Origin of the sequence: Enterobacter cloacae complex sp. SYL003, from assembly GCF_049236925.1 — a bacterium.
GTDB lineage: Bacteria > Pseudomonadota > Gammaproteobacteria > Enterobacterales > Enterobacteriaceae > Enterobacter > Enterobacter intestinihominis.
Map to the genome: position 1 here is coordinate 35,416 of NZ_JBMKJK010000025.1, position 15,054 is coordinate 50,469.

10 protein-coding genes and 1 other RNA gene are annotated in these 15,054 nt (G+C 55.7%); 4 read left to right on the top strand and 7 right to left on the bottom strand.

Features of this window, described 5'->3' with window-relative positions:
- Positions 1-23: 23 nt before the first annotated feature.
- From ACOT1A_RS22140 to ydiJ, 3 genes are all read right to left on the bottom strand, one after another.
- Positions 24-218 carry a YdiH family protein gene (locus ACOT1A_RS22140; protein WP_003857766.1) on the bottom strand — a complete coding sequence of 65 codons (195 nt, stop codon included), beginning with the start codon at positions 216-218 and terminating at the stop codon, positions 24-26.
- Positions 219-303: 85 nt separating this feature from the next.
- Complete coding sequence (menI, locus tag ACOT1A_RS22145; RefSeq protein WP_023305978.1) at positions 304-714, bottom strand: 1,4-dihydroxy-2-naphthoyl-CoA hydrolase; 411 nt, start codon at positions 712-714, stop codon at positions 304-306.
- Entirely contained in the window at positions 711-3,767 is a 3,057-nt protein-coding gene (ydiJ, locus tag ACOT1A_RS22150; RefSeq protein WP_105322688.1) for a D-2-hydroxyglutarate dehydrogenase YdiJ, read from the bottom strand. The genes menI and ydiJ overlap by 4 nt, the downstream gene beginning before the upstream one ends.
- Positions 3,768-3,966: 199 nt before the next feature.
- Here ydiJ and ydiK point away from each other — a divergent pair, with 199 nt between their 5' ends.
- The gene (gene ydiK, locus ACOT1A_RS22155; protein WP_022647856.1) at positions 3,967-5,082 is read left to right on the top strand and encodes an AI-2E family transporter YdiK; all 1,116 of its coding nucleotides are present in this window, start codon (positions 3,967-3,969) and stop codon (positions 5,080-5,082) included.
- A 209-nt stretch (positions 5,083-5,291) separates the two neighbouring features.
- Positions 5,292-5,399: antisense sRNA RprA (gene rprA / locus ACOT1A_RS22160), an RNA gene on the top strand.
- A gap of 186 nt (positions 5,400-5,585) precedes the next feature.
- Here rprA and ACOT1A_RS22165 read toward each other — a convergent pair.
- The 4 genes from ACOT1A_RS22165 to ppsA all read right to left on the bottom strand — a co-directional run bounded on the left by ACOT1A_RS22165 (position 5,586) and on the right by ppsA (position 12,543).
- The gene (locus ACOT1A_RS22165) at positions 5,586-5,792 is read right to left on the bottom strand and encodes a hypothetical protein (protein WP_022647855.1); all 207 of its coding nucleotides are present in this window, start codon (positions 5,790-5,792) and stop codon (positions 5,586-5,588) included.
- A gap of 358 nt (positions 5,793-6,150) precedes the next feature.
- Positions 6,151-8,526, bottom strand: coding sequence for a glycoside hydrolase family 3 N-terminal domain-containing protein (locus ACOT1A_RS22170; RefSeq protein WP_058677983.1), 2,376 nt, complete (start codon positions 8,524-8,526; stop codon positions 6,151-6,153).
- 3 nt (positions 8,527-8,529) lie between these two features.
- Positions 8,530-9,930, bottom strand: coding sequence for an MFS transporter (locus ACOT1A_RS22175; protein WP_038415905.1), 1,401 nt, complete (start codon positions 9,928-9,930; stop codon positions 8,530-8,532).
- Between the two features lie 234 nt (positions 9,931-10,164).
- Complete coding sequence (ppsA, locus tag ACOT1A_RS22180; protein WP_023305974.1) at positions 10,165-12,543, bottom strand: phosphoenolpyruvate synthase; 2,379 nt, start codon at positions 12,541-12,543, stop codon at positions 10,165-10,167.
- Positions 12,544-12,878: 335 nt separating this feature from the next.
- Here ppsA and ppsR point away from each other — a divergent pair, with 335 nt between their 5' ends.
- Positions 12,879-13,712, top strand: a complete 834-nt coding sequence (ppsR, locus tag ACOT1A_RS22185; RefSeq protein WP_017384644.1) for a posphoenolpyruvate synthetase regulatory kinase/phosphorylase PpsR — start codon at positions 12,879-12,881, stop codon at positions 13,710-13,712.
- A 150-nt stretch (positions 13,713-13,862) separates the two neighbouring features.
- The gene (gene aroH, locus ACOT1A_RS22190; protein WP_023299917.1) at positions 13,863-14,909 is read left to right on the top strand and encodes a 3-deoxy-7-phosphoheptulonate synthase AroH; all 1,047 of its coding nucleotides are present in this window, start codon (positions 13,863-13,865) and stop codon (positions 14,907-14,909) included.
- Positions 14,910-15,054: the final 145 nt, after the last annotated feature.

The window sequence follows — 15,054 nt, forward strand, 5'->3', positions numbered from 1 at the left end:
GCGGGCGGCCTTTTCTTCACTGCTCAATGGACGTGAACGCCCAACCGCCAGGCAAAGTAGATCTCTTCTTTCAGCTCGTTTGAAGAGAGCGCCAGCAAATCCGTAAATTCCAGCTCAAGTTGTTTCAGCTTTTTCAGGTACTGCGCCGGAGACAGATTGCTTTTATCGCGACGTAAATATTCAATTGCCAGCTGTGTTGGGGTTATTTCAGTATCCATGATGTCCTCGCTTATGTTCAAAACGTGACCAGTATATCACAATCAGGCGGCTAATTTTTGACCAAAAGCAAGACATTCGGAAACTTTACACAACGGCCGTCGTCAGTCTGGATGAACAACACAGGCGATCCTGCTCGTCCAGAATATCAATCTGCCACACCTGATGACGACTTCCGGCGTGCAGTGCGCGGCAAACACCGCGCACGCGCCCGCTGCGAACGGAGCGGATGTGGTTGGCATTGACCTCCAGCCCGACCACCTTCTGCTCCCCTTCCGTACACAGGTAACCCGCGACCGACCCCAGCGTTTCGGCCAGCACGACGGACGCACCGCCGTGCAGCAGGCCAAACGGTTGATGAGTACGACTGTCTACTGGCATCGTCGCTTCAAGTTCATTATCGCCAATGCGCGTAAACTGGATATCCAGCAAACCGACCATGTTTTCCGCACCCATGGCATTTAAGGCCTGCAGAGTGACCGCACGTTTCCAGATCATCCGATAATCTCCAGTAAAGCCTGCAAGGGATGGCGAACGCCGTTACCTTCCACCCGTTTCACCTGGCTGCGGCAGGAGTAGCCCGTCGCCAGACAGCGGTTACGCGGCAGGCGCTGCATTGCCTGGTGCCACGACAGCTCGTAAATGCCGAGCGAGTTAGCGTGGTTTTTGACTTCATGACCGTAGGTTCCGGCCATACCGCAGCAGCCCACGCTGACGCTTTCCAGCTTCGCGCCAAAGCGGGCGAAGATAGAAGCCCACTGGGCAGGCGCCGTCGGCAGCGCGGTCACTTCAGTGCAGTGCCCAAACAGGTACCAGGATTCTCCGCTGACCTCCTGAGGGGCCGTTTGCTTCAGCACCGCAGGCAGCCACTCATGCACCAGTAAGACCTGAAAATCACCGCGCTTATCGCCGAGCGTCTGCTTATATTCATCCCGGTAACAGAGCACCAGCGCCGGATCGACGCCCACCATTGGCATATCGAGCTGCGCCACGCGATTCAGGAAATCTGAAGTTTTCTGCGCGGTTTTCGCGAAGCGGGTCAGGAAACCTTTAATGTGCTGCGCCTTGCCGTTCGGCGAGAACGGCAGTACCACCGGCTGGTAGCCAATTTTCTCTGCCAGACGGACAAAATCAGCCACCACCTGCGCATCGTAATAGCTGGTAAACGGATCCTGCACCACCAGCACCACCTTCGCTTTCTGCTCAGGGCTTAATGCTTCCAGTTGTTCCAGGGTCATGTTCGCCGAGCGGTGCCCCACCAGCCGACGCTGGAGCGATGGCACCGACAGCAGCGGCAGATCCACCATGCCGATATGTTTTTCAGACAGTTTGCGCACCAGCGGCTGATTGATAAAGAAGTTAAAGGTTTTTGGCGCACGAGCCATTAGCGGCGCGTAACTCTCCACCGTTGCCACCAGATGATCGCGCATCGGGCGCAGATAACGCGTGTGGTACAGCTGGAGGAAGCGGGAACGGAATTCCGGCACGTCAATTTTAATCGGACACTGGGTTGAACACGCCTTGCACGCCAGGCAGCCGGACATCGCCTCTTTCACCTCATGCGAGAAATCGTATTCGCCTTTATTCGCATGCCAGCTGTTGCGGGTCCGTTCGATGAGCCTGCGCAGGCTGGCGCGTTTTTCCGGCAGCTCCAGTTCCAGCTTGAGCGGGTCAATGCCGCGGTCAGCCAGCAGGCGCAGCCATTCGCGCACCAGCGTCGCACGTCCTTTTGGGGAGTGGATGCGGTTGCTGGTGATTTTCATCGACGGACACATCGGGCTTTTCACATCGAAGTTGAAGCACAGCCCGTTGCCGTTGCACTCCATCGCGCCGCGCCAGGAAGCGCGAACCGCAATCGGAATTTGTCGGTCATAGGTGCCGCGCTTGACGGCGTCTACCTGCAACATCGGCGCATCAACGCCCTCTGGCGGGCAGATTTTACCCGGGTTAAGACGGTTATCAGGATCAAAAGCGGCTTTCACCTTACGCAGCTCGGCGTAGAGTTGTTCGCCAAAAAACGCCGGGCTGTACTCGGCGCGGAATCCTTTGCCATGCTCTCCCCATAACAAACCGCCATATTTGGCCGTAAGGGCCACGACCTCGTCGGAGATCTCCTTCATCAGGATCTCCTGCTGCGGATCGCACATGTCCAGCGCCGGGCGCACGTGTAGCACACCCGCGTCAACGTGCCCGAACATGCCATAGCTCAGACCATGGCTGTCGAGCAGCGCACGAAACTCCACAATATAATCCGCCAGATGCTCCGGCGGCACGCAGGTATCTTCCGCAAATGGAATCGGCTTCGCCGCCCCTTTCGCGTTACCGAGCAGCCCCACCGCCTTTTTACGCATCGCGTAGATTCGCTCGATGCCGGAGAGGTCGTTACACAGCTGCCAGCCAATGACGCCGCCCTCACCCTGTGCAATCAACTCGTCCAGACGCTGGCAGAGCGTGCTCACCTGGCTCTCAATCAGCTCTGCGTCATCGCCGGCGAACTCGACGATGTTCAGACCGAGCATCTCTTTATCCGGCACGTCGGTAATCAGTTCGCTCACCGAATGCCAGACAATATCTTCCCGGGCCAGGTTCAGGACTTTTGAATCAACGGTTTCCACCGACAGCGCCCGCGCCTCCACCATAAACGGGGCATTACGCAGCGCGGAGTCAAAGGAGTTGTATTTGACGTTCACCAGACGGCGCACCTTCGGCAGCGGGGTGATATCCAGACGCGCTTCGGTGATAAAGGCCAGCGTACCTTCTGACCCGGTCAGTATGCGGGTAAGATCGAACTGGCTCAGATCGTCATTAAAGACATGGCGCAGATCGTAGCCCGTCAGGAAGCGATTGAGCTTCGGGAATTTGTCGAGGATCAGTTCGCGATTTTCGCGGCAGCGCTCCAGCACGGTGCGATAAATCCGTCCGCTGGTGGTGCTCTCTTTTGCCAGCGTTTCAGCCAGTTCGACCGGCAACGGCTGGGTATCGAGAATATCGCCCCCCAGCAGCACCGCCCGCACACCCATGACGTGATCGGAGGTTTTGCCGTAGACCAGCGAGCCCTGCCCTGAGGCATCGGTGTTGATCATCCCGCCAAGGGTTGCGCGGTTACTGGTGGAAAGCTCGGGCGCAAAAAAATAGCCATACGGTTTTAAAAACTGATTCAGCTGATCTTTGATTACCCCCGCTTCCACACGCACCCACCCCTCTTCCGGGTTGATCTCAATGATGCGATTCATATAGCGGGACATATCAACGATGATGCCCTGGTTCAGCGCCTGCCCATTGGTGCCCGTCCCGCCGCCGCGCGGGGTAAAGACCAGGGAGCTGAAACGCTCCTGCGACGCCAGACGGGCGATGAGGGCCACATCGGCGGTAGAGCGCGGGAAAACGACGGCATCGGGAAGAAGCTGGTAAATACTGTTATCGGTTGCCATCGTCAGCCTGTCGGCATAATCGGTGGCGGTATCACCTGTAAAACCCTGTTGCTCCAGTGCCTGCAAAAAATTAAGCACCAGTTGAACGACGCCCGGTGCCTGAGAAATCTGTGGGATCATTGCTGTCGACCCTAATGAGAAGAGTGTGAAATCGTTTGCGTTGTGTCTGGAAAGTTTTATCACATTTTTTTCTTATGTGCTTCGTAGAATTACGGGCAAAATCCGCCTGTCAAAAATCGCTGAAATCACTAATGATTAGAGAGATGCGGTTTATATTCCCATCAGCCTTGCTGGTGTTCATTTAAGGAAAGTTTCGTTTATGGTCAATCTTCGTCAGCCCAGGGATGTCGCACAGATACTGCTGTCGGTGCTGTTCTTAGCCATTATGATTATTGCGTGTCTGTGGATTGTTCGTCCTTTCGTGCTCGGATTTGCCTGGGCCGCGACCGTCGTGGTCGCAACCTGGCCTTTACTCTTACGTTTGCAGAAACTGCTGTTTGGTCGCCGCGGCCTTGCCGTGCTGGTGATGACGCTGCTGCTGTTCCTGCTGTTTATTATTCCCATTGCGCTGCTGGTTAACAGCCTGGTTGACAGCAGCGGCCCGGTTATTCGCGCGGTCACCAGCGGTGACATGACGCTGCCGGATCTCGCGTGGCTGAACAGCATTCCTGTTGTGGGCGCAAAACTATACAGCGGCTGGCACAGCCTGCTGGAGATGGGCGGTAGCGCCCTGATGGCCAAAGTGCGCCCGTACATCGGCACAACCACCACCTGGTTTGTCGGGCAGGCTGCGCATATTGGTCGCTTCATGATGCACTGTACGTTGATGCTGGTCTTCAGCGCCCTGCTGTACTGGCGCGGCGAGCAGGTTGCGCTGGGGGTACGCCATTTCGCCACCCGACTGGCAGGTAAACGCGGCGATGCGGCCGTGCTGCTGGCAGCCCAGGCCGTTCGCGCGGTGGCGCTCGGCGTGGTGGTCACAGCGCTGGTGCAGGCGGTGCTTGGCGGCATCGGGCTGGCTGTTTCCGGCGTACCTTATGCCACTATTTTCACCGTTGTCATGCTGATGACCTGTCTGGCACAGCTTGGTCCGCTGCTGGTGCTGGTTCCCTGCATTATCTGGCTTTACTGGACGGGGGACACGACCTGGGGCACGGTGCTGCTGGTATGGAGCTGCGTGGTGGGCACCATGGATAACGTGATTCGTCCTCTCCTCATCCGCATGGGCGCTGATCTGCCGCTGATTCTGATCCTGTCCGGGGTGATCGGGGGGTTGATTGCCTTCGGCATGATTGGCCTGTTTATCGGTCCGGTGCTGCTTGCGGTAACCTGGCGTCTCTTCTCTGCCTGGGTGCATGAAGTGCCGCCACCCGGAACCGATCCGGACCTCATCTTAAGCGAACTTGAAGAGCTGGAAGATAAGAACGCGCAGTAATAACCTTTGCCGGGTGGCGCTAGCGCTTACCCGGCCTACACTCTTCGCAGGAATACTTAAACGTTGCTAAACTATTTATTCTCTGCGCACTGGTCAGACCCGCCTTTTCATGCCTAAAACCGTCATTCTCTTCAAGAAATCTTTACCTCCCTTTAACTATTGAGACGAATCCGATCGACTCATAAAGTTGGCATGCCTACTATTAAGACACGGTTATAAATCAACACCTTGATTTATAAGCATGGAAATCCCCTGAGTGAAACAACGAATTGCTGTGTGTAGTCTTTGCCCATCTCCCACGATGGGCTTTTTTTTTATTTACCTTATGCTGAGCGCACAGGATTTAGGCGTGTTTTAAACGAAACAACCGTTCATTACAGACGGATGAATAGCGATGAAAGAGTTTTACTGTTTAGTTCCATTCGTCATAAGCATATGCCATTTCACTATCAACTGAATATCTTTCTCGTACCAACAGCCAATTGGCGTTCCTAAAAACGCCATCATTTAGCTTTATCTTTTATACTTTTTTCAACCTGAGCATGAAGATTCATGCAGTTTATATACCCTTCTCTACGCGCTGCGTTGACTTCCGTAGCGTGTCTTAACTCCATTGCTAACAACTTATCTTCCATGACAGAAAGGCGATAAATCAGGGCGCACACAATCATTAAAAGAATAATGAATAACACCGAAATATCTACAACCACTTAACCTCTCCAGTTACTTATTGAATCCTGAGTTCTGACGCTATGCACTGTAGGTCTTCGTTTTCCCTGCATTGCGTTGTCATGTAGCCGTTGCACAGGGAACTTAAATCAGACAGAGTCCGTATCTTCATTTAAATTTCATCTTTTATAGCTCATCAAACCTATCAGGCTATCTGGCGCAGTCCTGCAACCAGCAGACGGTGAGGAGTAGCTATATCAGTTCCAGGCTCAGAGCAAGGCGGCTAAGACTATTCTTATGCGAACTATTTTTTTAAGTTATTAGTGCTTTGTAAGTTCATTTTCTTCTTTTAATTGCTTGAAAGAGGACTCGCCTTTGTGGCCAGGCGAGTCCTGAATATTAATTTTTACAAATTTCACTCCTACTCAACATCTGCCATTCCCCCTCCAGCACCCGCGTCTCCCCGGTCACCTGCACGTTCACCACCTCGCGAATATCCGCCGAGGACGCGCCAACCTGTAGCTCAAATTCACCTGGCTCGACAATTCGCTTCCCGTCCCGGCGGGTGAAATTAAACATCTCCACCGGCAAGGTAAAGGTCAGGGTGGCGGTTTCTCCCGGTGAAAGCGTAACGCGTTGAAACGCTTTCAGCTCCTGAAGCGGACGAACCTGCGTCGCGACTTTGTCACGCACGTACACCTGTATTACTTCGCTGCCGCTGCGCTCCCCGATGTTGCTGACATCGACGCTTAACACCACCTCTCCGTCGACCGGGACGTGGCTTTCAGCGAGACGCGCCGCACTCCAGCGAAACTGCGTCCAGCCAAGACCGTAACCGAACGGGTAAAGTGCGCCAAAATGGAACGCAAACGGCGTACCGCCGCTTTTCAGCTTGTGGTTATAGTAGTACGGCATCGCCCCGGCGTTTTTCGGCACGCTGACTACCAGCCTGCCCTGCGGCTCCGCGCGGCCGGTTAAGATATCGGCAATCGCCCAGCCCCCTTCCTGCCCCGGCGCCCAGGCCATCATCAGCGCGGCCACCTTCTCTTCCAGCCCCTGAAGGTTATAAGGACGCCCGCCCGTCATGACGACAATTACCGGCTTGCCGGTTGCCACCAGCTCCTCCAGCAGCTGTTGCTGCACGCCCGGCAGATTCAGCGAATCGGTATCCGATCCTTCCCCCACGGTGCCGCTCTGGAATAGCCCGGCGAGGTCGCCCACGCAGGCCACCACCACGTCACTCTCTTTTGCCGCGCTCACGGCTTCGGGGATCAAATCCGTGCGTTGTGAAACCGGCGATTGCTGCATCGGTTTACCGCCGCTGTCGCCCGGGAACACCGGCGCACCCGCCATCCGTTTTTCGATAATGTGGCACCCTTTGGCGTAACGTATCTGCGATGCACCAAGGTACTGTTCCAGCGCCGCGCGCGGGGTTGTCACCTGCGAGGTCTCTTCAACCATATCGCTGATGATCAGGTGAACCGGGAAGCTGTAGCCGCTCAGTAACGCCAGCGGATCGTCCGCCGTCGGCCCCACTACCGCTACACGGGGTTTTCCGCCGAGGGGCAAAATGCCGTTATTTTCCAGCAGCGTGATCGATTTTGTTGCCACCTCGCGCGCCACCTGCCGGGTCGCCTCATTCTGCAAATCGATACCTTTTTCGTCGGCGTACGGTTTTTCAAACAGCCCGAGACGGAATTTTTCACTTAGCACGCGCGCCACAATCTCATCCACTTTCGCCATTGAGATAAGCCCACGCTCTACCGCTTCCGCCAGATGACGCGCGCAGTCATCCTTCGGCAATTCCACGTCCAGCCCGGCGTTAAACGCCAGCGCCGCCGATTCTGCTGGATCGTGAGAAATCCCGTGGTGCTGGTGCAGCAGGCTGACGCCGCCGTAATCCGCGACAATAATGCCGTCGAAGCCCCACTGTTCACGCAGCACGGTGGTGAGCAGGAAATGGTCGCTGTGCCCTGGCTGATTATCGATGTCATGATAGGCTGGCATCACCGAACCGGCGTTGGCCAGCTTCACCGCCATCTCAAACGGTAGCAGGAAGGTATCGTTTAGCTCGCTGAAACCCAGATGGACCGGCGCATGGTTGCGCGCCCCTTCGCTGAAGGAGTGCCCCACGTAATGTTTCAGGGTCGCCAGCAGATCGCGCTTATCGCCCTGCAACCCCTTCACGTACGCCGTCGCCATCACCCCTACCAGCCACGGATCTTCCCCAAAGGTCTCTTCCGTCCGTCCCCAGCGCACATCGCGCGAGACATCCAGCACCGGGGCCAGCCCCTGCTGGCATCCGACAGACCGGGCCTCGTTGCCAATCTGCTCCGCCGCGCGCTGCACCAGCGCCGGGTCCCAGGTGGAACCGTAGTTCAGCGACGACGGGAACAGGGTTGCATCTTTGCACAGCAGCCCCACCAGACACTCCTCATGAAACAGCGCCGGAATGCCGAGCCGGGTCTCCTCCATCATCATACGTTGCAGGCGGTTAGCGGCACGCACGCCGGTTTTTGCATCAACAATGTGCGTGCCGAGCGGACGGGTGATCTGCCCGACGCCCAGCTTCAGCCTTTCGCTGAGGGACGCCTGTTCGCTCACGCCGGCGAACTCATCGCTCAAATCGCTGCGCTCGCGGTGGTTGCCGTGTTCATCGAGGATCAGCCAGTACGCGTGCATCTGGGCAAATTTCTCTTCCGGCGTCATACGCGCCAGTAAATCAGCGACACGCTCGTGTACGGGACGTCCCGCGTCCTTGTAGATCACAGTCATGGTTTACTCCTGTAGTGCGGATTGGGTTACCGGGCTGAGCTGCCCCGCATCGTTTCGAATGTCTCGCTTGCTGGCCAGCTCACGGGCAATGGAATCCACCAGTCGGCTGTTGAGTTTGTAGATAGCAAGGAGCGCCACCATGCAGAGGAACAGCGCGCAGGGGATCAGGGTGAACAGGGCATTGATGGTTGCGAGGACGTGAGGCGCCTGGTTTGCCTGTCCGGGCGCGTAATCCACCATGCCCAGCACCCAACCGACTACCGCCCCACCCAGCGCCAGCCCAAACTTGATGGCAAACAGGGCGGTAGAAAAGACCAGCCCGTCCAGACGGCGGCCGCTGCGGTGTTCTTCATAATCAACCACATCGGAGAACATGGTCCATTGCAGCGGTGTGGTCAGGTTCTGAATAAAACTAAACACAATATTCAGACCGAATATCAGCCACACCTGCGAAGGAGGAATGAAGAAAATCAACGCGCCAAAAATAACGAAAGAAATAATGGTCCACTGATAGGCACGTACGCGATCAAATTTCCCCAGCAGGCGTTCAGATAATAATGCGCCGCTTAAGGATGCCACCATGCCGGAAACAATAAAGGCAAAGACCAGTTCAGGACGTAACAGAACATAGTTAACGTAATACATGGTCGCAGAGCCACGCGTCACGACGGCGGTTAACAGTAAAATATTAAACAGAAAAACAATTCGCCACTGGCTGTTGGCGGCCAGCAGTTTTAAATCCGTCAGCATCGAGCCGGAGGTGTCATTGCGCGGCGAGTAACGCTCCCGGGTCATAAAGAAGCAGCAGAAGAATAAAATAATACCCAGCAGCCCCATCAGGCTCATGGCATAGAAATAACCTTTTTGCACATTCCCCTGACCTAATAATGAGACCAGCGGCAGCGCGATGACCGTTACAATCAACCCGCCGATAAACGACAGGCCAAAGCGCCAGGATTGCAGCGAGTGGCGCTCGCGCGGGTCGAGCGTCAGCGCGCCGGGCATGGCGCAGTATGGAACGTTAATCGCGGAGTAGATCAGGCTCAGGATGGCATAGGTTACGCAGGCATAGACAATTTTCGCCGTCTGCCCGGCATCCGGTACGTAGAAGGTAATCAGGCAGCTCACGCCAAACGGAATGGCAAACCAGAGCAGCCAGGGACGAAAACGACCGTGGCGGGTCTGAGTGCGGTCCACCAGCGCGCCAATACACGGATCGACAAACGCATCGATCACGCGCACCACTAAAAACATGGTGCCCATAATGGCCGCCGGCAAACCGAATACGTCCGTATAGAAATACGCGAGAAATAACGTTGCCGTTTGCCAGACCAGCGCGCTGGCCATATCACCGAGGCCATAACCTATTTTATCTTTGGTACGTAATACAGAGGAGATTGTCATTGTTATTTGCCTTTTTATCAGGTTAAAACGTATTTCAACCAGTCGCGCATCATCCCGACGGATGTACGCGGTAAGGCTCAAGTATTAGCAACGCCCTGCCCACTAACAATTGTCTAAATTAACAGATAAATTATGATATTTGGTTTTTTGCTTTATTTGTGATGGTGAGCATATTCGCAGGAAAATAAAAAAGGCGAGGACAGATATCCTCGCCTTTTTCAGGTTATGCAGGTTTTACTTGTTCAGCTCTGCCAGGCTCAGCCAGGTTTGCACCACGGTGTCCGGGTTCAGGGAGAGGCTATCAATCCCCTCATCCATCAGCCAGGCCGCAAAGTCTTCATGGTCAGAAGGACCCTGCCCGCAGATCCCGACATATTTACCCTGTTTCTTCGCCGCACGGATGGCCATGGAGAGCAGCGCTTTCACCGCCTCGTTACGCTCATCAAACAGCTCAGAGACGACGCCGGAGTCGCGGTCCAGGCCGAGCGCCAGCTGCGTCATATCATTCGAACCAATGGAGAAGCCGTCGAAGTGCTCCAGGAACTGCTCGGCCAGCAGGGCGTTGGACGGAATTTCACACATCATGATGATCTTCAGCCCGTTCTCGCCGCGCTTCAGCCCCTGACGCGCCAGCTCATCCACCACCGCTTTCGCCTGATCCACGGTACGGACGAACGGGATCATGATTTCCACGTTGGTCAGCCCCATGTCGTTGCGCACGCGTTTTACCGCCTCGCACTCCAGCGCGAAGCAGTCGCGGAAGCTTTCCGACACGTAGCGTCCGGCGCCGCGGAAGCCCAGCATCGGGTTCTCTTCTTCCGGCTCGTAGCGTTCGCCTCCCACCAGGTTGGCATATTCGTTGGACTTAAAGTCCGACAGACGCACGATCACGCGTTTCGGGTAGAAGGCCGCGCCGAGCGTGGCGATGCCTTCCGTCAGGCGGCCGACATAGAACTCTCTCGGCGAGTCGTAACCCTTCATCATCTCGCGGATTTCGTTTTGCAGCTTCGCGTCCTGGTCGTCAAACTCCAGCAGCGCGCGCGGGTGCACCCCGATCATGCGGTTGATGATGAATTCCAGACGCGCCAGGCCCACGCCTTCGTTCGGCAGGCAGGCGAAGTCAAACGCGCGATCCGGGTTACCGACGTTCATCATGATTTTCAGCGGCAGGTCCGGCATGGTATCCACGCTGGAGCTCTTCACGCTGAAGTCGAGGATATCGGCATACACGTAACCGGTATCGCCTTCGGCACAGGAGACCGTCACGTTCTGGTCGTCCTTCATGCGTTCGGTCGCGTCACCACAGCCGACTACGGCCGGGATCCCCAGCTCACGGGCAATGATAGCCGCGTGACAGGTACGGCCACCGCGGTTGGTGACGATAGCAGCCGCTTTCTTCATGATCGGCTCCCAGTCCGGGTCGGTCATGTCGGTCACCAGCACGTCGCCAGGCTGAATGCGATTCATCTCGCTGATATCGTGGATCACTTTCACCGGACCGGCACCGATGCGGTGACCGATTGCGCGGCCTTCCGCGACAATTTTGCCCTGCGCGTGCAGGGTGTAGCGCTCCATGACCTGACCGCGCGAACGGACGGTTTCCGGACGCGCCTGCACGATAAACAGCTTGCCGGTGTGTCCGTCTTTGGCCCACTCGATGTCCATCGGACGGCCATAGTGTTTTTCAATCTGCACCGCCTGCTTCGCCAGCTCTTCCACTTCGGCGTCGGTGAGCGAGAAGCGATCCCGCTGCTCCTGCGGCACATCTTCAATGGTGACCTGCTTGCCATGCTCTTGCGTCGGGGCATAGATCATGCGGATTTTTTTCGAGCCCATGGTGCGGCGCACCACTGCCGGACGGTTAGCCGCCAGCGTAGGCTTGTGCACGTAGAATTCGTCAGGGTTCACCGCCCCCTGCACCACCATCTCGCCCAGACCCCACGCGGAGGTGATAAACACCACCTGGTCGAAGCCGGATTCCGTGTCGATAGAGAACATCACGCCGGAAGAGCCCACGTCGGAGCGCACCATGCGCTGTACGCCTGCGGAGAGCGCGACGCCGCGGTGGTCATAGCCCTGATGCACGCGATAGGAGATGGCGCGGTCGTTGAACAGGGAAGCAAACACATGCTTCACCGCCACCAGTACCGCCTCGTAACCCTGGACGTTGAGGAAGGTTTCCTGCTGTCCGGCGAAAGAGGCATCCGGCATATCTTCCGCGGTAGCGGAAGAGCGCACGGCAAAGGAGGCCTGCGCGTCGTCAGCGGAGAGCTGGTTGTAGGCGTCATGGATGGCTTTTTCCAGTTCCGGCTGGAAAGGTGTGTCGATGATCCACTGGCGGATTTGCGCCCCGGCTTTGGCAAGCTCGGTGACATCATCAATATCCGTTTTATCCAGCAGGTCGTAAATGCGCTGGTTTACACCGCTCTGGTCTAAAAACAGGTTAAACGCATCGGCGGTTGTGGCAAACCCGTTTGGTACGGAGACACCCATACCGGACAGATTTGTAATCATTTCACCCAGGGAGGCATTTTTGCCCCCAACTCTGTCTACATCATTCATGCCGAGTTGGTTATACCAAAGCACCAGCGGTGACGAGCCATTGTTGGACATCGAAACAATCCTTTTGTGATATTTGATCGGAGTAAGAAACACCTGACTACGTATTTATACTGGCATATTTATTTCCGCTAAAAAAACGGTGAATCGTGTAAGCAATTTAAATTTTCAACTTTTCGGACAGTTTCCCCGCACTCGCTAACCCGATGATTCCTATAGATTCCGTCAAAAACCATAGAAATAACGCCGCTAATCAGAAAATGAAATCCACTTTTCAGGAAAACCAAAAACACCATTTCATTTTAAATTCAGATAAGTTCTTTGCTGTGCAATTAACTTTTTTAATTTATGCTTTCAGGCAATTACGTACGCTATTCAGGGTGGATAAAATGGATAATGCTGTCGATCGCCACGTTTTTTATATTTCTGATGGGACGGCGATTACCGCCGAGGTGCTGGGACACGCGGTGATGTCGCAGTTTCCCGTGTCGATAAACAGCATCACGCTGCCGTTCGTGGAAAACGAGAGCCGGGCCAAAGCGGTCAAGGACCAGATCGACGCCATTTACCAGCAGACCGGTGTTCGTCCGCTGGTGTTCTATTCCATTGTGATCCCTGAGATCCGCAACATCATTCTGCAAAGCGAGGGCTTCTGTCAGGATATCGTGCAGGCGCTGGTTGCACCCTTGCAAAGCGAGCTGAAGCTCGACCCGACGCCGATCGCTCACCGTACCCACGGGCTGAACCCCGGCAACCTGACCAAATACGATGCGCGTATTGCCGCCATTGACTACACTCTGGCGCACGACGACGGGATCTCGCTGCGCAATCTGGACCAGGCGCAGGTCATTTTGCTTGGCGTGTCGCGCTGCGGTAAAACCCCCACCAGCCTTTACCTGGCAATGCAGTTTGGCATTCGCGCCGCCAACTACCCCTTTATTGCCGATGATATGGACAACCTGGTGCTGCCTGCCGCGCTCAAGCCGCTTCAGCATAAGCTGTTTGGGCTGACCATCAACCCGGAACGACTGGCGGCGATCCGCGAAGAACGTCGCGAGAACAGCCGCTACGCCTCAATGCGCCAGTGCCGAATGGAAGTCTCCGAAGTCGAAGCGCTGTACCGGAAAAATCAGATCCCCTGGCTGAACAGTACCAACTATTCAGTAGAAGAAATTGCCACCAAGATCCTCGATATCATGGGACTGAATCGCCGCATGTACTAATATGCTAGTACATTAATCCAGTTTCAGTTATTATCATGCCATCCTCGGGGCGACGTGCCCCGAACTTGAAATCAGCAGGGATTGGTTTAAGGTGATGCCCATCACTTCCCGGTAGTCTGCCGATGAAGCAAAAAATTTCTGAGACATTCCATGAACAAAACCGACGAACTGCGCACCGCGCGCATTGATAGCCTGGTCACCCCGGCTGAACTGGCCCGGCTGCACCCCGTTTCCGCCGAGGTGGCGGACCATGTGACGGCCTCCCGTCGCCGCATCGAAAAAATTCTCAATGGTGAAGACAAACGTCTTCTGGTAGTAATTGGCCCCTGCTCCATCCACGACCTGGACGCGGCGATGGATTATGCACAACGCCTTCAGACGCTGCGCGGCACGTATCAGGATCGCCTGGAGATCGTGATGCGTACCTACTTTGAAAAACCGCGTACTGTCGTGGGCTGGAAAGGATTGATATCCGATCCCGATCTGAACGGTAGTTACCGGGTGAATCACGGCATTGCGCTGGCGCGCAAGCTGCTGTTACAGGTTAACGAGCTGGGCGTGCCGACCGCTACCGAATTTCTGGATATGGTGACCGGACAGTTTATTGCCGACCTCATTAGCTGGGGCGCGATTGGCGCGCGTACCACCGAAAGCCAGATCCACCGTGAAATGGCGTCGGCGCTCTCTTGCCCGGTGGGCTTCAAAAACGGAACGGACGGCAATACCCGCATCGCCGTTGATGCCATCCGCGCGTCACGCGCCAGCCATATGTTCCTCTCCCCGGATAAAAACGGCCAGATGACCATCTACCAGACCAGCGGCAACCCGTTCGGACATATCATTATGCGTGGCGGTAAAAAACCGAATTACCATGCAGAAGATATTGCCGCCGCCTGCGAAACGCTGGCGGAATTTGACCTGCCGGAGCATCTGGTGGTGGATTTCAGCCACGGCAACTGCCAGAAACAGCACCGCCGCCAGCTGGACGTCTGCGATGAAGTCTGCCAGCAGATCCGCAGCGGCTCGACCGCCATTGCAGGAATTATGGCGGAGAGCTTTATCAAAGAAGGCACGCAGAAGATCGTCGCCGGACAGCAAATGGTGTACGGCCAGTCGATCACCGACCCGTGCCTGAGCTGGGAAGACAGCGAACGGCTGCTGGAGAAGCTGGCTTCAGCCGTGGACACGCGCTTTTAAAATCCTGCCGGGTGACGCTGCGCTTACCCGGCCTACGGTACGTGTCCTTCTCCCTCTCCCCATGGGCTGAGGGATCCCCAGTAATTTTTTTATGCAGAAGCAATAAAGTTGCTTTCTAAATGACTGAGGGCTGTCAGCGATGCCC